Genomic DNA, 20,274 nt, shown 5'->3' with positions numbered 1-20,274 from the left:
CGGGTCGCCCTTGTATCTGTTTGAAAGCCTGAATCAACTGATTCAAAACTACCTGCCGGAAGACCAGATTAAGCGTCTTCGGCAGGCGTATCTCGTTGCACGTGACGCTCACGAGGGCCAGACACGTTCAAGCGGTGAACCCTATATCACGCACCCGGTAGCGGTAGCCTGCATTCTGGCCGAGATGAAACTCGACTATGAAACGCTGATGGCTGCGCTGCTGCATGACGTGATTGAAGATACCCCAGCCACCTACCAGGACATGGAACAGCTTTTTGGTAAAAGCGTTGCTGAACTGGTAGAAGGGGTGTCGAAACTTGATAAGCTTAAGTTTCGCGACAAGAAAGAGGCGCAAGCTGAAAACTTTCGCAAGATGATTATGGCGATGGTGCAGGATATCCGCGTCATTCTCATCAAACTCGCTGACCGTACCCACAACATGCGCACGCTGGGCTCATTACGCCCGGACAAGCGTCGCCGCATCGCCCGTGAAACCCTCGAAATCTATAGTCCGCTGGCACACCGTTTAGGTATTCATCACATTAAAACCGAGCTGGAAGAGCTGGGTTTTGAAGCGCTGTACCCGAACCGCTATCGCGTGATTAAAGAAGTGGTTAAAGCCGCTCGTGGCAACCGCAAAGAGATGATCCAAAAAATCCTCTCGGAAATCGAAGGGCGTTTACAGGAGGCAGGCATTCCGTGTCGCGTAAGTGGCCGCGAGAAGCACCTGTACTCTATTTACTGCAAAATGGTGCTCAAAGAGCAGCGTTTTCACTCCATCATGGATATCTACGCTTTTCGCGTTATCGTTCATGATTCCGATACCTGTTATCGCGTACTCGGCCAGATGCACAGCCTGTACAAACCTCGTCCTGGTCGCGTGAAAGACTATATCGCCATTCCGAAAGCGAACGGATATCAGTCTTTGCACACCTCAATGATCGGCCCTCACGGCGTCCCGGTTGAAGTACAGATTCGTACCGAAGACATGGACCAGATGGCAGAGATGGGTGTAGCAGCGCACTGGGCTTACAAAGAGCACGGCGGCGAAAGCAGCACCACCGCACAAATCCGCGCTCAACGCTGGATGCAAAGTCTGCTGGAACTGCAGCAGAGCGCCGGTAGCTCGTTTGAATTTATTGAAAGCGTCAAATCTGATCTCTTCCCGGATGAGATTTATGTTTTCACACCGGAAGGGCGCATTGTCGAACTGCCTGCCGGTGCAACGCCTGTCGACTTTGCCTACGCCGTGCATACCGATATCGGTCACGCCTGCGTCGGCGCACGCGTCGACAGACAACCTTACCCGCTTTCGCAGCCGCTCTTTAGCGGCCAGACCGTTGAGATTATTACCGCTCCGGGCGCCCGTCCGAATGCAGCGTGGCTCAACTTCGTCGTCAGTTCGAAAGCGCGCGCCAAAATTCGCCAACTGCTGAAAAACCTCAAGCGCGATGATTCCGTCAGTCTGGGTCGTCGACTGCTCAACCATGCCTTAGGCGGTAGCCGTAAACTGGCTGAGATCCCGCCAGAGAGCATCCAGCGTGAGCTTGAGCGCATGAAGCTCGCCACGCTTGACGATCTGCTCGCGGAAATCGGTCTGGGTAACGCCATGAGCGTGGTGGTAGCGAAAAACCTCCAGCAGGGCGAAGCAATGGCAAACGTGCCAGCACAATCTGGTCACGGTCATCTGCCGATCAAAGGCGCAGATGGCGTGCTGATCACCTTCGCGAAATGCTGTCGTCCGATTCCTGGCGATCCAATCATTGCCCACGTCAGTCCGGGTAAAGGTCTGGTGATTCACCATGAATCCTGCCGTAACATTCGTGGCTATCAAAAAGAGCCAGAGAAGTTTATGGCGGTGGAATGGGATAAAGAGACAGAGCAGGAGTTCATCACCGAGATTAAGGTGGATATGTTTAACCACCAGGGTGCTCTGGCGAACCTGACGGCGGCAATCAACACGACCACCTCCAACATTCAAAGTCTGAATACGGAAGAGAAAGATGGCCGCGTCTATAGCGCCTTTATTCGCCTGACCGCTCGCGATCGCGTGCACCTGGCGAATATCATGCGCAAAATCCGCGTCATGCCGGACGTGATAAAAGTCACCCGTAACCGTAACTAGAACACGTTTTATGAATACTCAACGTTATGCACGTATTTGCGAGATGCTCGCACGTCGTCAGCCCGATCTGACCGTCTGCATGGAGCAGGTCCACAAACCTCATAACGTTTCTGCAATCATTCGTACTGCAGACGCGGTCGGCGTGCATGAAGTCCACGCCGTCTGGCCTGGTAGCCGTATGCGCACCATGGCCTCTTCTGCCGCAGGCAGCAACAGTTGGGTTCAGGTGAAGACTCACCGCACTATTGGCGATGCGGTCACACATTTAAAAAGCCAGGGTATGCAGGTTCTGGCAACACATCTGTCAGATAAAGCCGTGGATTTTCGCGAGATTGATTACACGCGCCCCACCTGCATCCTGATGGGCCAGGAGAAAACCGGCATCACTCAGGAAGCGTTGGATCTGGCGGATCAGGACATCATCATTCCCATGACTGGCATGGTGCAGTCGCTGAACGTTTCGGTCGCCTCCGCGCTGATTCTGTACGAAGCACAGCGCCAGCGGCAAAACGCCGGCATGTACCGACGAGAAAACAGCATGCTGGCGCAAGATGAGCAGCAGCGTTTGCTGTTTGAAGGCGGTTATCCGGTGCTGGCGAATGTCGCTAAGCGCAAAGGTCTTCCCTACCCCCACGTAAACACGCAGGGCGAAGTTGAAGCCGATGCAACGTGGTGGGCCACTATGCAATCTGCGAGATAAACGCGATGAAAGGCCGTTTACTGGATGCCATCCCACTCAATTCTCTGACCGGCGTTGGCGCTGCGCAAAGCAGTAAACTGGCGAAAATTGGCCTGCACACCGTGCAGGACCTTCTGCTCCACCTCCCTCTGCGTTACGAAGACCGCACGCACCTGTACCCGATTGGCGAACTGCTGCCGGGCGTTTATGCCACCGTAGAAGGCGAAGTGCTGAACTGCAATATCACCTTCGGCGGACGCCGGATGATGACCTGTCAGATCAGTGATGGCTCCGGCATTCTCACCATGCGCTTTTTCAACTTCAGCGCCGCAATGAAAAATAGTCTCGCCACCGGTCGCCGGGTGCTGGCCTATGGCGAAGCCAAACGCGGAAAATACGGCGCAGAGATGATCCACCCGGAGTATCGCGTGCAGGGCGATCTCAGCACGCCGGAATTACAGGAAACGCTCACACCGGTGTATCCAACCACCGAAGGCGTGAAGCAGGCCACGCTGCGCAAACTGACCGATCAAGCGCTGGACCTGCTCGATACCTGCGCCATTGCCGAACTGCTACCGCCAGAGTTGTTGCAAGGCATGATGAGCCTGCCGGAAGCTCTGCGCACATTGCACCGTCCACCGCCGTCACTGCAGTTGAGCGATCTGGAAACCGGTCAGCATCCAGCACAGCGACGTCTGATTCTGGAAGAACTGCTGGCGCATAACCTCAGCATGCTGGCACTACGCGCCGGGGCGCAACGTTTCCACGCCCAGCCGCTGCTCGCAAACAACGCGCTGAAAGATAAGCTGCTGGCGGCTCTACCGTTTAAACCCACCGGCGCCCAGGCCCGCGTTACCGCTGAGATCGAACGCGATATGGCACTGGATGTCCCTATGATGCGTCTGGTGCAGGGCGATGTCGGCTCCGGCAAAACGCTGGTTGCGGCGCTGGCCGCCCTACGTGCCATCGCACATGGTAAGCAAGTTGCACTGATGGCCCCTACCGAATTGCTGGCTGAACAGCACGCCAATAACTTCCGCAACTGGTTCGCGCCACTGGGCATTGAAGTAGGCTGGCTGGCAGGTAAACAGAAAGGCAAAGCGCGCCAGGCACAGCAGGAAGCTATCGCCAGCGGTGAGGTGCAGATGATTGTCGGCACGCACGCAATTTTCCAGGAACAGGTGCAGTTCAACGGACTGGCGCTGGTTATCATCGACGAACAGCACCGTTTTGGCGTACATCAGCGCCTGGCGCTGTGGGAGAAAGGCCAGCAGCAGGGTTTCCATCCACACCAGCTAATCATGACCGCCACCCCAATCCCGCGTACGCTGGCAATGACCGCCTATGCCGATCTCGACACGTCGGTCATTGACGAACTCCCTCCGGGGCGTACGCCGGTCACCACGGTGGCAATTCCGGATACCCGCCGCAGCGATATTATTGACCGCGTGCGCAACGCTTGTACCCATGAAGGGCGCCAGGCGTACTGGGTCTGCACGCTGATTGAAGAGTCTGATTTGTTAGAAGCTCAGGCCGCTGAAGCCACGTGGGAAGAGCTTAAACTGGTGCTGCCAGAGCTGAATATTGGCCTGGTACACGGCCGTATGAAGCCCGCAGAGAAGCAGTCGGTAATGGCGGCGTTTAAGCAGGGCGAACTGCAGCTGCTGGTTGCCACCACGGTGATTGAAGTGGGCGTAGACGTACCTAACGCCAGCCTGATGATTATTGAAAACCCGGAGCGCTTGGGCCTGGCGCAGTTGCACCAGCTACGTGGTCGCGTAGGTCGTGGCGCGGTGGCCTCCCACTGCGTCCTGCTCTACAAATCGCCGCTGTCAAAAACCGCGCAAAAACGTCTGCAGGTTCTGCGCGACAGCAACGACGGATTCGTGATCGCGCAAAAAGATTTAGAGATCCGCGGGCCCGGCGAGCTGTTGGGTACGCGCCAGACCGGAACGGCAGAATTCAAAGTCGCAGATTTGCTGCGCGATCAGGCGATTATCCCGGAAGTTCAGCGAATTGCCCGTCATATTCACGAACGTTACCCGCAACAGGCTGTGGCGCTGATTGAACGCTGGATGCCGGAAACCGAGCGCTACTCCAACGCATAGTAGATTCATAGCGGCGGCGGATGTGACTCCGCCGCACAGACATTATTGCGCAAAAATCGGCAGCAGCAGATACAGCTTAATCACCAGCGCATTGACGATATCGATAAAGAACGCCCCCACCATCGGCACCACCAGAAACGCCATATGGGATGGTCCAAAACGTTCTGTAATTGCCTGCATGTTGGCAATCGCCGTGGGTGTCGCACCGAGGCCAAAACCGCAGTGTCCGGCTGCCAGCACGGCGGCATCGTAGTTCTTACCCATCATGCGCCAGGTGACGAATATCGCGTACAGCGCCATGAAAATGGTCTGCACAACCAGGATTGCCAGCATCGGCAGGGCCAGAGAAGCCAGCTCCCACAGCTTCAGACTCATTAGCGCCATCGCCAGGAACAGCGACAGGCTAACGTTACCCAACACCGAAACTGCGCGCTCGAACACCCGATAAAAACCCATTAACGCCAGGCCGTTACTGAGGATCACCCCAACAAACAGCACGCAGACGAAAGTCGGCAGTTCCAGCACCGTTCCGACCAGCATTTGTGCAACGATTTTACCCACCGTCAGACAGATGGCGATCAGCGCAATGGTTTCAATCAGCACCAGCGAAGTGATTATGCGTCCGACATCCGGCTTTTCAAATGCGGTAGGCACAGCCTGATCGTCCGGCATGCCGTCTGGCGTGGTAGAGTGTTTGACCAGATAGCGGGCCACCGGGCCGCCAATCAATCCACCCAGCACCAGGCCAAACGTTGCGCAAGCCATCGCCACTTCCGTCGCATTAGCGAAACCATAGCGCTCAATAAACAGTTTGCTCCATGCTGCCCCGGTTCCATGCCCGCCAGAGAGGGTTATCGAACCGGCGATCAGACCCATCAGCGGATCCAGACCCAGCAGAGTCGCCATACCAATACCGATGGCGTTTTGCATCAGCAGCAGGCCAACAACCACAATCAGAAAGATACCCACCACACGGCCACCCGTGCGCAGGCTGGCGATATTGGCGTTCAGGCCGATAGTGGCGAAGAATGCCAGCATCAGCGGATCGCGCAGGGTCATATCGAAGTTCACTTCCCAACCCATGCTTTTTTTCAGTACCAGCAGCGCAATCGCCACCAGCAATCCGCCAGCTACAGGTTCGGGAATGGTGTATTTTTTCAGGAAGGAAACAGACTGGACGAGCTTACGTCCCAGCAGCAACACAAGGGTTGCCGCAACCAGCGTTGATAACGTATCGAGATAAAACATTTACAACTCCATTAGTGCGTTTAGCACAATCACGCACGATGCATTCCAGACCGATTTTTAGCTCTTATTGAGTTTTCGGTGTGGATTTTAAGCAGAAAATCATGAAAAGTTATATAAAAATGTTTGTTTATCCGTTTTAAATATTAAGAACACCTGGTAGCAAACGTTTGCATTTCCGCCATGGTCAGATAAAATCACCGCTTTTCCACCATGGGATTGCCTCTGATGTCCGTTAACGCCGTAGAGTCAACAAATGCGCAACCGGTTGCGCAGACTCACAACAGTGAACTGATTTACCGTCTTGAAGATCGCCCCCCACTAGCCCAGACCCTGTTTGCCGCCTGTCAGCACCTGCTGGCCATGTTCGTCGCGGTAATCACCCCAGCGCTGTTAATTTGCCAGGCGCTCGGTTTACCGGCTCAGGATACTCAACACATAATCAGTATGTCGCTGTTCGCTTCCGGCGTGGCTTCTATCATTCAGATCAAAGCCTGGGGGCCGGTCGGCTCAGGGCTATTATCCATTCAGGGCACCAGCTTTAACTTTGTTGCGCCACTGATTATGGGCGGTACAGCGCTAAAAACCGGTGGTGCAGATGTCCCAACCATGATGGCGGCGCTGTTCGGTACACTGATGCTGGCAAGCTGCACTGAGATGGTTATCTCACGCGTACTGCATCTGGCGCGTCGTATCATTACCCCGCTGGTCTCAGGCGTGGTGGTGATGATTATCGGCCTGTCGCTGATTCAGGTGGGTCTGACGTCGATTGGCGGCGGCTATGCGGCAATGAGCGACAACACCTTTGGCGCGCCAAAGAATTTACTGCTGGCAGGCGTCGTGCTGGCGCTGATTATCCTGCTTAACCGCCAGCGCAACCCGTACCTGCGCGTTGCGTCACTGGTGATTGCGATGGCGGCAGGTTACCTGTTGGCGTGGTTTATGGATATGCTGCCGCAAAATACCGCGCCGGTAAGTCAGGACCTGCTGATGGTGCCAACGCCGTTGTATTATGGCCTGGGTATCGACTGGAGCTTACTGCTGCCGCTGATGCTGGTGTTTATGATTACCTCGCTGGAAACCATCGGTGATATTACGGCCACCTCAGATGTCTCCGAGCAGCCCGTTTCTGGTCCGCTGTATATGAAACGCCTGAAAGGCGGCGTACTGGCGAACGGTCTGAACTCGTTTGTTTCAGCCGTATTTAACACCTTCCCGAACTCCTGTTTTGGACAAAACAACGGGGTTATTCAGTTAACGGGCGTTGCCAGCCGCTACGTTGGTTTTGTGGTTGCGCTGATGCTGATCGCGTTGGGCCTGTTCCCGGCGGTCAGCGGTTTTGTACAGCATATTCCTGAGCCGGTACTCGGCGGCGCAACGCTGGTGATGTTCGGTACTATCGCGGCATCCGGCGTGCGTATCGTATCCCGCGAACCGCTGAACCGCCGCGCAATTCTGATTATCGCGCTGTCGCTGGCCGTCGGCCTCGGCGTTTCCCAGCAGCCGCTGATCCTGCAGTTCGCTCCGGACTGGGTGAAAAACCTGCTCTCTTCCGGCATTGCCGCAGGCGGTATTACCGCTATCGTTCTGAATCTGGTGTTCCCACCAGAGAAGCAATAAGCAAAATGCGGCGTTGGTTCTGAATCAACGCCGCTGTAACGCTCTTTCACCATTCCCGCCTTGAGCATTGCGCCTAAATCGTGCATAACTTGACTATGTGCACTTCGCGGGATGGAAGACCATGAAATTTATTGGAAAGCTGCTTCTTTACGTGCTGATCGCCCTTGCAGTGGCGATCCTCGGCTTATATTTTCTACTGCAAACCCGCTGGGGCGCAGAGCACGTCAGCGCCTGGGTTTCGCAGAACAGCAGCTACCATCTGGCATTTGATGCCATCGATCACCGGTTTTCTTCTCCTTCCCATATTCTGCTGGAAAACGTCACCTTTGGCCGGGATGGTCAGCCCGCAACGCTGGTCGCCAAAACGGTCGATATTGGACTGAGCAGCCGCCAAATCACCGACCCGCTGCACGTAGACACCATTCTTTTGCAAAACGGCACGCTGAATCTTTCCCAGCAAACTGCGCCGCTGCCGTTCCAGGCCGATCGCCTGCAATTGCAAGATATGGCGCTTAACAGTCCCGGTAGCGAGTGGACCCTGAGCGCGCAGCGCGTTAACGGCGGAGTCATTCCCTGGAGTCCTGAGGCGGGTAAAATTCTCGGGAGTAAAGCGCAAATTCAGCTCAGCGCCAGTTCGTTGACGCTGAACGACGTCCCCACGACCAACGTATTGATTGAAGGCAGTATTGACCATGACCGTGTGACGCTGAGCAATATTGGCGCAGACGTGGCGCGTGGCGCATTAACCGGCGTGGCACAACGCAATGCCGACGGTAGTTGGGTAGTGGAGAATCTGCGCCTGAACGATATTCGGCTGCAAAGCGATAAATCGCTGGCCGAGTTTTTTGCTCCGTTAAGCACTATTCCTTCCCTGCAAATTGGTCGTCTGGAAGTAACAGATGCCCGTCTGCAAGGCCCTGACTGGGCGGTGACGGATCTCGATCTGAGCTTGCGCAACATGACCTTCAGCAAGGACGACTGGCAAACTCAGGAAGGAAAACTGTCGATGAACGCCAGCGAGTTTATCTACGGCTCTCTGCACTTTTTCGATCCGATTATGAACGCCGAGTTCTCGCCGCAGGGCATAGCGCTGCGTCAGTTCACCACCCGCTGGGAAGGGGGAATGGTCAGAACATCCGGAAACTGGCAGCGCAACAACAAAGCGCTGGTCCTCGATGATGCTGCCATTGCCGGTCTGGAGTACACGCTGCCGGAAAACTGGAAACAGCTGTGGATGAAACCTCTACCAGGCTGGCTAGCCAGCCTGACGCTGAAGAAATTCAGCGCCAGCCGTAATCTGGTGATTGATATCGACCCGAGCTTCCCATGGCAGCTCACCGCGCTGGACGGCTACGGTGCTAACCTCGGGCTGGTGCAGAACAATCAGTGGGGGATCTGGAGCGGGAGCGCTAACCTCAACGCCGCTGCCGGCACCTTTAACCGCACCGACGTGCGTCGTCCTTCGCTGGCGCTGACGGCGAACAGCAGCACCATCAATATCAGCGAACTAAGCGCCTATACGGAAAAAGGGTTGCTGGAGGCCACTGCCAGTATTTCACAGTTGCCTCAGCGTCAAACTCAGGTCAGCCTGAACGGGCGCGGCGTGCCAATGACGATTCTGCAGCAGTGGGGATGGCCCGCACTGCCGCTTTCCGGCGACGGTAACATCCAGCTTACCGCCAGCGGCAATATTCAAGCCGATGCGCCACTCAAGCCAACGGTCAGCGGCCAGTTGCATGCGGTGAACGTGGAGAAACAGCAGGTAACGCAAACCATGCAGGCGGGCGTGGTATCCGGTAGTGAAGTTACCGCCCCACCCGCTGCGCAGTAAAATCTGACGGCCCGGCGGCGATTTGCCGACCGGGTCGCCGTTTATCGCTGTAAGCGCGCATATTCACTGCACAACAGCCACTTCACCGGCTCATCCTCTTCTATCGCCGGGAAGCGACCGCCTGGCTCAAGGAAGTGATTGTCATGCAGGTCGTCATTGACCATCGAGATCTCCCAGCCCAGCACGAACGCTTTCTCCGCCCAAAAGCGATGATACAACCGCGGCGGCAGGCATACCCCCTGCCCCGGTTTCAATACCAGCGTCTCGCCAGCGTCAACGGAACGCCGCTGACCATCGACGCTAACCTCAACAATGCGCCGGGCATCATACCCGTCATCGGGCGTAGCCCACGCCAACTGCATACATAAATCACCGCCGCCGCGGTTAACAATATCTTCCATTTTATGGCGATGAAAATGCCATGGCGTCTGCTGATCCTGCTGAATCTGCAGCATCTTTTCGGCGTACGGTTTGGGGTAGCTGGCTGACCCTAACTGACCATTGCGCAACGTCAGTAACGTCAGCCCCGTTTGCGCAAAATCTCCGCGCCCAAAGTCGGTTATATCCCAGCCCAGTTGGAGATCGAGCACTTCACGCCACAGAGTGTGATCCTGTTGCCGCCAGGCGTCAGCCGTAAAATACGCAAAGTCAGGCAGGCAAACCCGAAAAGTCTCGGCGATGGCATGCGCTTTATCGACGGCATAATTAATGTGTGAACGCTTCATTCCACTTTTCCTTGTTGCGAACAAGGCGGGTCACCCCGCCTGTATGCGGTTAGTAAAGTGACGCTTTGCCGGTTGAGCCGAACAGTTTCATTTTGTGACGGATCACATCCCGCGCGGCGCTAATGGCTTCCGGGTAAATAACGTTCGGGTCCCACCAGGTTTCTTTCGCCAGGATTTCGCGGACTTTCTGGAAGTAAGCGTATTTCATATCGCTGGAAATGTTGATTTTGCCAACGCCCAGCGTAACGGATTCGGCAATTTCCGCATCCGGGTTCGCGGAACCTCCATGCAGCACGAGCGGAATGTCCACTCGCCCGGCAATCTCGCGCAGGATGTGCATTTGCAGCTCTGGCTGCATCCCTTTCGGGTAGATGCCGTGTGCGGTTCCAATCGCCACCGCCAGCGTGTCCGCGCCGGTACGGGCGATAAAATCCTGTGCCTGATCAGGATCGGTATAAGTGACCTTCGATACGCCACCTTCCACTGACGTCCCGGTTTGACCAATCGTACCCAGTTCCCCTTCCACCGAAACGCCTACCGCATGCGCCAGCTTGACCACTTCGCGGGTCAGCGCCACGTTCTCTTCATACGGCAACAGCGAGCCATCAATCATCACCGAGGTAAACCCACACTGAATCGCCCGCAGGACATGCTCGACCGAAGCGCCGTGGTCCAGATGCAGAGTAAAGGGAACCGGGCTGCGCAGAGTGATATCACGGACGTAGCTAAAAAACGCATCGCCTACAAAATCATGTTCGCTGGGGTGAATGGAGATAATCGCCGGGGTATTGGTTGCTTCCGCTTCTTCCACTACTGCACGTACAAAGCAGCTGTCCGCCACGTTGAATGCGCCGATGGCGAAACCGTGCTGACGGGTAGGTTGCAGTAATTCTTTCATCGAAACTAACATGTTAATTCTCCAGTTTCAGGGTGTAGAAAGCCCTGCCAGTGCGTCGTCGCAGAGGCATAGAAGGCGTTACAGAAAATGAATCAGGCTTTGTCGATAGCGCCGCTGGCCTGCAGGTACGGAATAATGGCTTCCTCGCAGGCCTGCTCCATCAGGGCCAGGGCATCAACGAGTTCACCGGATGTGTCGCGACACAGAGTATGCAGTAGTGCAGCCTTTCCGGCTTCGAAAACCGCCGCGCCAACGTTTATCTTGGCGACGCCAAACGTCGGGCAGCGCTGTAGCTGGTCAAACGGCGTCCCGCTGCCGCCATGCAGCGCCAGCGGCACCGTTGATAAACGGGCAATTTCCTCCAGTCGCTGGAAATCAATGGCGGGTATGACACCGGGCGCGTACATGCCATGTGCCGTGCCGACCGAGACCGCCAGTAAATCGATACCGGTCTGTTGGATAAAGGGCTCCACATCGGCGGCCTGGGTCATCAAATCAGCGTTAGCTGCGTGATCATAGCGCGGGGCGTCGGCCAGATGCCCCAGCTCACCTTCCACGCACAGAGAAACGCTGGTCGCGAGCTCAACCACCGCCCGGGTCTGGCGAATGTTCTCCTCCAGCGCAAAGGCGGAGGCGTCGATCATTAACCCGCTGAATCCGGCGCGAAAAGCCTGGCGAATGCGCACTGGGTCCTTTCCATGATCCAGCGCCAGCGCGACCGGTACCGACGCTTCCTCTGCCAGCGTTTTGACGACCGCCACCGCTATCGGTGCAGGAAAATGGCCCAGATGCCCCTGATACAGATTCAGAATGATGGGCGCACGGTGTTTCTCAGCCGCCCGCACCGCCGCACGGGCGCTTTCCAGGTTCATACAGTTGATGGCCAGCAGCGCGTACTGCTCGCGCCAGGCTTTCGTCACCATGCTTTTCATATCGGCAAACATACGGCCTCCGGTTATTCCAGGGTGAAGGTGATCTCTTCGTCTTTCAGCTTTTGATCGCTAAGTTCATCAAACTCTTCGTCACGTTCGGTCACCGGTTTCTTCCACAACGACAGCATGACGCCGCAAATCACCGTGCCGATCCCCAGCGCCAGGCAAAACAGTAGCGGATGCGTAAAGAGCGGGACCACGAACATACCGCCGTGCGGTACCGGGCTTTCGACGCCCCACACCATAATCAGACCGCCCGCTATCGCCGAGGCCACCACGCAGGACCCCACCACGCGCAGCAGGTCGCGCGCCGCAATGGGAATGACCCCTTCGGTAATCATGCAGATCCCCATCGGGAATGCCGCTTTCAGCGCCTCGCGCTCCGCACGGGTGTACTTGTGACGCGTCAGCAAAAAGGAGAGCGTAATGCCGAACGGAGGGATTATCGAACCGACAAACTTCACCGCTTCCGGACCGTACACGCCGCTGACTAACATGCCGTCAGCAAATAGCGACATGGTTTTATTCACCGGTCCGCCAAAGTCGAATGTCGCCATTGCGCCAAGGATGGCCCCCATTAAAAAGCGTGACCCGCCCTGCATGGACTCCAGCAGATGAATCAACGCGTCCTGCAGCCAGGCTATCGGTTTGCCAATGAGCGTCATCATCAACAGGCCACCAATGACGGTACTCAGTACCGGCAGCACCATGATGGGCATCAACCCCTGCATCGACTGCGGCAAACGGATATAGCGCTTGAGCAGCAGGACGGTATAACCGACCAGAAAACCGCCCAGCATCCCGCCGATAAAACCGGTATGAATTTCACCGCAGACAAAGCCGACAATCAGACCCGGCGCGAATCCGGGGCGGTCAGCAATAGAGTACGCAATCGCCGCGCTAATCAGCGGTACGATTAACCCCATCCCCCAGCCGCCAATCTGGTTGAGCATCCAGGGTATGGTTCCTGTTTTTTCACCCACGTTAGTACCGCCAAGTATTTGCCCGAGAGCAATACAGATCCCGGCGGCAACAATTAACGGGATCATCCACGAAATCCCGGTTAATAAATGTCTTTTTATTTCCTGAGATAGCGGAATTTTATTTTCACTCATGTGAAATCCCTCCAGAATGGGGATCGCTACTGGTTATTATTAACTAATGATTTTTCGACCTTTTCAAGAAACTGAATGGGCGACTTTATGACAATTTCAGTTTTCACTCGCACAATACGTTTATTTAAAAATCGTTCCTCCCCTTTTATTTTTACATCCACAGCAAGAATCACGACATCAGCAGCAGAAATGTCCTCTGTCAGCAGTTCGTTTTCCGTGCCGATAGTCCCCTGGGTTTCCACTCTTATATTATGACCAAGCGCTTTAGCACCTTTAATTAACTTCTCACGGGCAATATAGGTGTGCGCAATACCCGCCGTACAGGCGGCAACACAAACAATATTCATAACATGCTCCACGTTTTATTTAGCAGACATTGGATTCAGCATATTGGCTAAAAAGCTCAATAATTTTCTGTGGACTGCTTTCGACTAACAGTTGTTCAATAATGTCGTCATCCGCCAACGCGCCGGCAACCTGCGAAAGCAGACGAATATGGGTGGTGTTTTGATCTTCAAGGCGTACGGCAAACAGAATGATGCAGCGCACGTTGCTGCCGTCCAGGGTTTCCCAGGGAATATCCTGGCGGGTACGCCCAATCGCCAGCGTGGTATTGACCACCGCCGAGGATTTCCCGTGCGGAATCGCAATATGATTTTCGAAGCCGGTCGAGCCTTCTGATTCACGCTGCCAGACATCCTGAATAAACGTTTCCCGACAGCTAATTGCCCCATCTTTTTGCAGAATATCCGTCAGTTCCTCAATAACCTCCGTTTTGTTTGTGGCCTTCATGTCCAAAATAACGCGATTCGTATTGAGTATTTTCGTGATGTCCATAAATCATACCTCATGGAGTTCAGACATTAATTTTCAACGACCAGCGACGTCGCCCGATGTAATTTTTCCGTAATAACCGTTTCTGTTACCCGCTTAATATCCGCATCATTGAAGAAGGCGGTGACATACACGACCGGTATGGCAACGGCAGATAAATTGATCGTCGATACCACCAGTTCAATATCGTCCGTCAGGACGGAGGGCAAGCTGCCTGCCGACACCACGCCGACGATGGTCCAGTCCGGAAAGGCGCGCAGAATGCGGCTTTTGAGTAAGTGAGAGGTGCCGATACCGGTTGAGCAAACCAGCAGCACACGTTTACGCGCTATCTGACGCTCCATCGCGGCCTGAAAATGCACGGTTAAATATCCCACCTCATCATCCGACACGGCCCGTTCGCCCCAGCCGCTAAACACCCGATTCACCGCGCACTGAGTCAGACGCCAGACGTCCTGCAACTCGCCTTTAATGTCCTCCAGCAGCGGATTACGAATGCGGATCTGGTAGTTGAGGCGGTTAATCAGCGGCTTAATATGGATCAGCAATCCGTCATACAGCGCAGTGTCCTGGCTAAGATCGCAGTCAACCATTTCGGCGAAGGTGGCAATCAGCCGATGGGTGATCAAGCGTGCTTCGTCGCTGGAGTGCATATGGCCAATTACGCTCACATCGTTATGCTCTTCAATCACCATACCGGAAGAGATAATATATTGATAAATAAACCAGACTTCGTCTTCCGGCAGCGGGTGGGCAATGCGTTTTTCGATATGCTGAATCATGCGACTGGCAATGGAAAAGATGTTCTCATCACATGACGTGATGCTTTCTTCTTTTCTCGGTAGCGCATTGCCCCGCGTAATGCGGTACATCATGATCAGAATATGAGTAAAGATATTGACGTAATAAGGCTCGCCCAGCGACCAGCACAGATCGTTCTCCATTTCCTGCAACAGCGTCTGGACAAATAAAACGTCTTCTTCGCCAAAGTAATGCACTAACGCTTTATAACTGCCCGGATCAAGTCGTGAATAAATCACGCTTCCAGGTTCATTATGGTTAATCACACCGTTAATCAGCGACGCCATCGCCTGGCGCACGCCGCTCTCGCTGCCTTCAATGTGTGTGCCGCTCTGGCTGCGAATCAGCGACAGGCCCAGCGGGGTAATCCACGATTCAATCACTTTCAGATCGTTAACAATCGATGCACTACTAATAAAATAACGTTCGGATAATTTATTGATCGATGTTTCATGCGGCGTTTCACTTAATAATTGCGAGGCTATCTTAACCCGCCGTGAATTATTCATCATGCCGTCAGCATCATCACCCTCCGACCCTAATAACTGATCCAGATATAAAAGGTCAGTAATGTTATCGGCACTTAATATCACGCCCGCACCGGCACGTTTATCGATGGATATTTTCCATTCCGATAACCATTGTTCCAGTAACCGCAGATCGCGCTGGACGGTCTTCTCTGAAACAGATAAATATTCGGCAATTTTTAGCAGCGTAACATATTCCTTCCGGGACAGAAGAAACTTTAATAATCTGTTTTGTCGCGAGGTAATCATTTGCATTATTTACCCTTATTACATACCAGATTAAATATCTATACCCGTCATACTTCAAGCTGCATGTGCGTTGGCTTTCCTCGCTCACCCCTGTCACGTACTTATGTACGCTCAGGGGATTCGCTGCGTCGCCGCCTTCCTGCAACTCGAATTATTTAGGTTATAAAGAAGCGTTTATGCTCCACGTGTAATCCGTGATGATAAATATAAGAGGACTACGATGCGCCAACAATACTAAATCGTGTCCTGTATTCCGGACAGAAATAAGACAAAAAGAGGAAATAGTGAGATATTTACGGCGCAGATCACATTTTTCGCGGGAATTAGAGTGATAGCGCTCGCAAATATGGTGAGGTAAAAATTTAAGTCGGGATGTTTTTGATTTTCAGATCTGGAACGCTGCTCGCGGTGTGGGCCGGATAAGACGCATCCGGCACCACGTCGACACATGCTTACAAGGTAATCGTCAGCTCACTGCCCTGTGGAGTAATAACTACACCCAGCTCGCTGCCCATATGCGACCCGCATTTAATGCCGCCAATTTTCTGAATATTTCGCAGGCACAACGTCCAGTTACGTGCCTCACCATTCCCTTTCACAGTGATGGTATTACCTACACGCGTCGCCTTCAGCGTGAAGATAACCGAGCCGTCAGCAGCCGGAACTTCACAGAGTGCTTCCCGCCCCTCCTGCAGATGGAACAGCTGGAACGCTGTCCCTTCGTGCCAGGCGTAGTCCGGCTTCTGGTTATTGCTACCCAGCGCCAGCAGGGTATTGTCACGCACATAAACCGGCAGACTCAGGAAGTCATGCTGCTGCTTATGCCAGCGGCTGCCGGCCACCTCATCATTACGCCACAGATGCGTCCAGCGTCCTTCCGGCAGGTAGAACTGCACATCGCCCGCCTCGCTAAACACTGGCGCGACCATCACGCTATCGCCCAGCATGTACTGGCGGTCGAGATAATCACACGCCGGATCGTCCGGGAACTCCAGCATCATCGCGCGCATCATCGGGGTGCCCTGCGCATTAGCGCGCGCTGCTTCACGATACAGGTACGGCATCATGCGGCATTTCTGTTCGGTGAAGTAGCGCACCACATCGCAGGATTCGTCATCGTACGCCCATGGCACACGGTAGGATTTACTGCCATGCAGGCGGCTGTGGCTGGAGAGCAGCCCAAACGCACACCAGCGCTTGTAGACGTGCGCCGGAGCGGTATTCTCAAAGCCGCCGATATCGTGGCTCCAGAAGCCAAAGCCGGACAGGCCAATAGACAAGCCACCGCGCAGGCTTTCCGCCATCGATTCATAGTTGGCGTAGCAGTCGCCGCCCCAGTGCACCGGAAACTGCTGTGCGCCCACGGAGGCCGAACGGGCGAACAGCACCGCCTCTTCTTCACCGACGGTTTCTTTCAGCACGTTCCACACCAGTTCGTTGTAGATGTACGCATAATGGTTGTGCATCTTCTGCGGATCGGCACCGTCAAACCACTGCACATCCGTGGGGATGCGTTCGCCAAAGTCAGTTTTGAAGCAGTCAACGCCGATATCCACCAGACCTTTCAGCTTGTTGGCATACCACTCGCAGGCTTGTGGATTAGTGAAGTCATAAATCGCCAGGCCCGGCTGCCATTTATCCCATTGCCACAGGGAACCGTCCGGGCGCTTGAGCAGATACCCTTTCGCTTTCAGTTCATTGAACAGCGGGGATTTCTGACCGATGTAGGGGTTTATCCATACGCACACCTTCAGCCCTTTCTCTTTCAGGCGGCGGATCATACCTTCCGGGTCCGGGAAGGTCACCGGGTCCCACTCAAAGTCGCACCACTGGAAGGCCTTCATCCAGAAACAGTCGAAGTGAAAGACGTGCAGTGGCAGATTGCGCTCGGCCATGCCGTCGATAAAGCTGTTCACCGTCGCTTCGTCGTAATTGGTGGTGAATGACGTGGTCAGCCACAGACCGAACGACCAGGCTGGCGGCAACGCCGGACGGCCGGTAAAGCGGGTATAGCGATCCAGCACCGCCTTCGGCGTTGGGCCGTCGATGACGAAATATTCCAGATACTCGCTTTCAACGCTGAACTGCACTTTCGACACTTTCTCAGAGCCGATTTCAAACGACACGCACTGCGGATGGTTCACCAGCACGCCGTAGCCGCGGTTGGTGAGATAAAACGGGATGTTCTTGTAAGACTGCTCGGTACTGGTGCCCCCATCGCGGTTCCAGGTTTCCACCGTCTGGCCGTTACGTACCAACGCGGTAAAACGCTCGCCCAGCCCGTACACCGTTTCCCCCACGCCCAAATCCAGACGCTCAAACATATAATTACGCCCGCTGTGGGTATCCTGCACGTAACCGCTATTCTTTAGCTGACTGCCGGTAATACGTTCACCATTACGCAGGAAATCCAGCGACCAGAACTCGCCTTTGGTCACCCGAACGCTCAGATTGCCGCTCTTCAGTTCGGCAAATTCAGCGGTGTTTCGCATCTCAACATTGACGTCCTGCAACACATTCAACGGGTAATGTGGGCCGGTATCCAGCGCGCCCAGGAAGTGCTCCATACGTACGCCCACCACCCCTTCCTGCGGCGAGAAAAAGCGTAAGGTGAAGAGTGGGGTATCCAGTTGCCAGGTACGTTCACGCACATCGCGCGGCGCAACGTAGACAATCATCTCGTTACCCTGCTGTTCAACGTCGAACACCTGAATTGGGTGTATTAAATTCAGTCCAGGTTGGGTCAGCCAGTTTCCATCGCTAATTTTCATCGTCAGTTCCTTAGTTCTGTAATTCTTTCGTCGTGAAATCCTGCTGGTTGCGGCGCGCGCCCTGAGCCAACTGATTCATAATTTCCGTCAGATACGGCGTTTTCAGGGTATAGAAGCGTTTGGCAATCACGGCACTCAGCAGGTAACAAATCGCCGGGACAATGGTGAACAGGGCGATGATGATGCTAATGGTGGCGCTGTTCTGGGTTTTCGCGGCGGCGTCGTAGCCCCCGCCCGCCAGCATCCAGCCGATCAGCGCCCCGCCGAGCGCCAGACCCAGCTTGAGCACGAACAACGTGCCCGCAAAGCTGATCCCCGTCAGGCGTTTACCGTTGCACCATTCGCCGTAATCAACGGTATCGGACATCATTACCCACTGGATTGGCGTAACGAGCTGGTGCAGTACACCGATGACAAAAATAAAGATAAACATGGTGATGCTGGCGTGCATCGGCACAAAGAACATCGCCAGGCTCGCTACCGCCAGCGCAGCGTTGGTCCACCAGAAGACGCTGACTTTGCATTTCCAGTCGGTCAGCGGTTTTGCCAGCGCAGAGCCGATCAGGTTGCCGACGCAATAGGCGGTGAGAAAGGCGACAAACACCTCCGGCTTACCCAAAATCCAGGTGACGTAATACATCATCGCCCCGCCACGAACGCAGACGGCCAGAATATTGAGGATGGTCAGCAGGCCGACGATGCGCCATTGGTCGTTTTGCCAGATGTCGCGCAGGTCTTCACGCATAGAGGTGGTGCTCGGCGGCGCTTCCACGCGTTCTTTGGTAGTGAAGAAGCAGAACGCCAGCATCAGGAACGCCACCACGGAGAGCACCGCAATCCCACCTTGAAAGCCGAACGCTTTATCTTCGCCACCAATCAGATTCACCAGCGGCATCATCATCACGGTGGAGAGCATGCCGCCCGCCGTCGCCAGCACAAAGCGCCATGATTGCAGGGAGATACGCTGCGTTGGGTCATTAGTGATCACGCCGCCCAGCGCGCAGTAGGGAATATTGACCACGGTATAAAGCAGGGTCAGCAGCGTGTAGGTGATTGCGGCATAGATCATTTTGCCGTTCAGGCTGAGATCCGGCGTGCTGTAGGCCAGCACGCAAACCAGACCAAACGGCAGTGCGCCAAACAACACCCATGGGCGGAATTTCCCCCAGCGCGAACGGGTACGGTCAGCCAGCAACCCCATACAAGGGTCTGAGATGGCATCCAGCGCGCGGGCCAGTAAGAACATGGTGCCGACAAATCCGGCAGGAATACCAAAAATATCGGTATAGAAGAACATCATATATAACATGACGTTATCGAAGATAATGTGGCTAGCCGCATCGCCCATTCCGTAGCCAATCTTCTCTTTAACAGACAGAATTTCACTTTTCATTACGCATCCTTGTTAGCACTTTCACACGCCCTGATACCGGTTACAGTTCTTGTAAACCATCCCTGTGAGCGCGGGTATTCCGATATCTCGTTATCAAATTACGATTCTTGTTTTCTGTGATCAGCGTAGCGTCTAAAAATGTGTCTAAGTGTAAGTAATGGATTTTGCGGGGATTTATTTGAAACTGGTCATGGTATAGAGAAACGGAAGTTAAAAAAGTGAGTGAGGGGGTGTGGAAACGTTTGGAAGTAGCTATAATGCGCCCCGCCTCCATGTAGCAATCGAGGCGCGGAAGATCGTCATCTCCGGTGAGGTGGCTGGACTTCAAATCCAGTTGGGGACGCCAGCGTTCCCGGGCAGGTTCGACTCCTGTGATCTTCCGCCAATTAGCCTCAACTGAACTCCACTGTCTCAAGTAAAT

General features: G+C 54.5%; 15 protein-coding genes and 1 tRNA gene. 6 read left to right on the top strand and 10 right to left on the bottom strand.

Features of this window, described 5'->3' with window-relative positions; translation table 11 throughout:
- Positions 1 to 10: 10 nt before the first annotated feature.
- The 3 genes from spoT to recG are packed head-to-tail and all read left to right on the top strand — an operon-like array spanning position 11 to position 4,912.
- On the top strand, positions 11 to 2,125 hold the full coding sequence (gene spoT, locus HV243_RS00515; protein WP_047358799.1) for a bifunctional GTP diphosphokinase/guanosine-3',5'-bis pyrophosphate 3'-pyrophosphohydrolase: 2,115 nt from the start codon (positions 11 to 13) through the stop codon (positions 2,123 to 2,125).
- A 10-nt stretch (positions 2,126 to 2,135) separates the two neighbouring features.
- Positions 2,136 to 2,825 (top strand): tRNA (guanosine(18)-2'-O)-methyltransferase TrmH, encoded by a 690-nt coding sequence (gene trmH / locus HV243_RS00510; protein ID WP_053388719.1) that lies wholly within the window; start codon positions 2,136 to 2,138, stop codon positions 2,823 to 2,825.
- A 5-nt stretch (positions 2,826 to 2,830) separates the two neighbouring features.
- The gene (recG, locus tag HV243_RS00505) at positions 2,831 to 4,912 is read left to right on the top strand and encodes an ATP-dependent DNA helicase RecG (protein ID WP_047358798.1); all 2,082 of its coding nucleotides are present in this window, start codon (positions 2,831 to 2,833) and stop codon (positions 4,910 to 4,912) included.
- Positions 4,913 to 4,954: 42 nt separating this feature from the next.
- Here recG and gltS read toward each other — a convergent pair whose 3' ends face one another.
- On the bottom strand, positions 4,955 to 6,160 hold the full coding sequence (gene gltS, locus HV243_RS00500; RefSeq protein WP_053388720.1) for a sodium/glutamate symporter: 1,206 nt from the start codon (positions 6,158 to 6,160) through the stop codon (positions 4,955 to 4,957).
- A 225-nt stretch (positions 6,161 to 6,385) separates the two neighbouring features.
- Between gltS and xanP the strand changes: the two genes are divergently transcribed.
- Positions 6,386 to 7,777, top strand: a complete 1,392-nt coding sequence (xanP, locus tag HV243_RS00495; protein WP_003024026.1) for a xanthine/proton symporter XanP — start codon at positions 6,386 to 6,388, stop codon at positions 7,775 to 7,777.
- A gap of 121 nt (positions 7,778 to 7,898) precedes the next feature.
- On the top strand, positions 7,899 to 9,608 hold the full coding sequence (locus HV243_RS00490) for an AsmA family protein (protein ID WP_053388721.1): 1,710 nt from the start codon (positions 7,899 to 7,901) through the stop codon (positions 9,606 to 9,608).
- A gap of 41 nt (positions 9,609 to 9,649) precedes the next feature.
- Here the strand turns inward: HV243_RS00490 and HV243_RS00485 are convergent, their stop codons facing one another.
- From HV243_RS00485 to HV243_RS00445, 9 genes are all read right to left on the bottom strand, one after another.
- Positions 9,650 to 10,333, bottom strand: a complete 684-nt coding sequence (locus HV243_RS00485; protein ID WP_016155011.1) for a D-lyxose/D-mannose family sugar isomerase — start codon at positions 10,331 to 10,333, stop codon at positions 9,650 to 9,652.
- Positions 10,334 to 10,382: 49 nt separating this feature from the next.
- On the bottom strand, positions 10,383 to 11,243 hold the full coding sequence (locus HV243_RS00480) for a ketose-bisphosphate aldolase (protein ID WP_016155012.1): 861 nt from the start codon (positions 11,241 to 11,243) through the stop codon (positions 10,383 to 10,385).
- Between the two features lie 80 nt (positions 11,244 to 11,323).
- Entirely contained in the window at positions 11,324 to 12,175 is an 852-nt protein-coding gene (locus HV243_RS00475) for a class II fructose-bisphosphate aldolase (RefSeq protein ID WP_053388722.1), read from the bottom strand.
- An 11-nt stretch (positions 12,176 to 12,186) separates the two neighbouring features.
- A complete protein-coding gene (locus HV243_RS00470) occupies positions 12,187 to 13,278 on the bottom strand; it encodes a PTS fructose transporter subunit IIC (RefSeq protein ID WP_016157774.1) in 1,092 nt (363 codons plus the stop codon).
- Positions 13,279 to 13,304: 26 nt separating this feature from the next.
- A complete protein-coding gene (locus tag HV243_RS00465) occupies positions 13,305 to 13,625 on the bottom strand; it encodes a fructose PTS transporter subunit IIB (RefSeq protein ID WP_016155014.1) in 321 nt (106 codons plus the stop codon).
- A 19-nt stretch (positions 13,626 to 13,644) separates the two neighbouring features.
- Positions 13,645 to 14,115: a fructose PTS transporter subunit IIA gene (locus HV243_RS00460; RefSeq protein WP_003842172.1), complete on the bottom strand. Its 471-nt coding sequence runs from the start codon at positions 14,113 to 14,115 to the stop codon at positions 13,645 to 13,647.
- A 26-nt stretch (positions 14,116 to 14,141) separates the two neighbouring features.
- Positions 14,142 to 15,695 carry a PRD domain-containing protein gene (locus HV243_RS00455; protein ID WP_053388723.1) on the bottom strand — a complete coding sequence of 518 codons (1,554 nt, stop codon included), beginning with the start codon at positions 15,693 to 15,695 and terminating at the stop codon, positions 14,142 to 14,144.
- 446 nt (positions 15,696 to 16,141) lie between these two features.
- Entirely contained in the window at positions 16,142 to 18,460 is a 2,319-nt protein-coding gene (yicI, locus tag HV243_RS00450) for an alpha-xylosidase (RefSeq protein WP_053390201.1), read from the bottom strand.
- Between the two features lie 10 nt (positions 18,461 to 18,470).
- Positions 18,471 to 19,853: a glycoside-pentoside-hexuronide family transporter gene (locus HV243_RS00445; protein WP_053390200.1), complete on the bottom strand. Its 1,383-nt coding sequence runs from the start codon at positions 19,851 to 19,853 to the stop codon at positions 18,471 to 18,473.
- A 290-nt stretch (positions 19,854 to 20,143) separates the two neighbouring features.
- Here HV243_RS00445 and HV243_RS00440 point away from each other — a divergent pair.
- Positions 20,144 to 20,238 (top strand) — tRNA-Sec (locus HV243_RS00440).
- Positions 20,239 to 20,274: the final 36 nt, after the last annotated feature.

The sequence above is a fragment of the Citrobacter sp. RHBSTW-00599 genome (genome assembly GCF_013784065.1).
Lineage (GTDB): Bacteria > Pseudomonadota > Gammaproteobacteria > Enterobacterales > Enterobacteriaceae > Citrobacter > Citrobacter braakii.
This window is presented reverse-complemented; position numbering and strand designations above follow the sequence as displayed.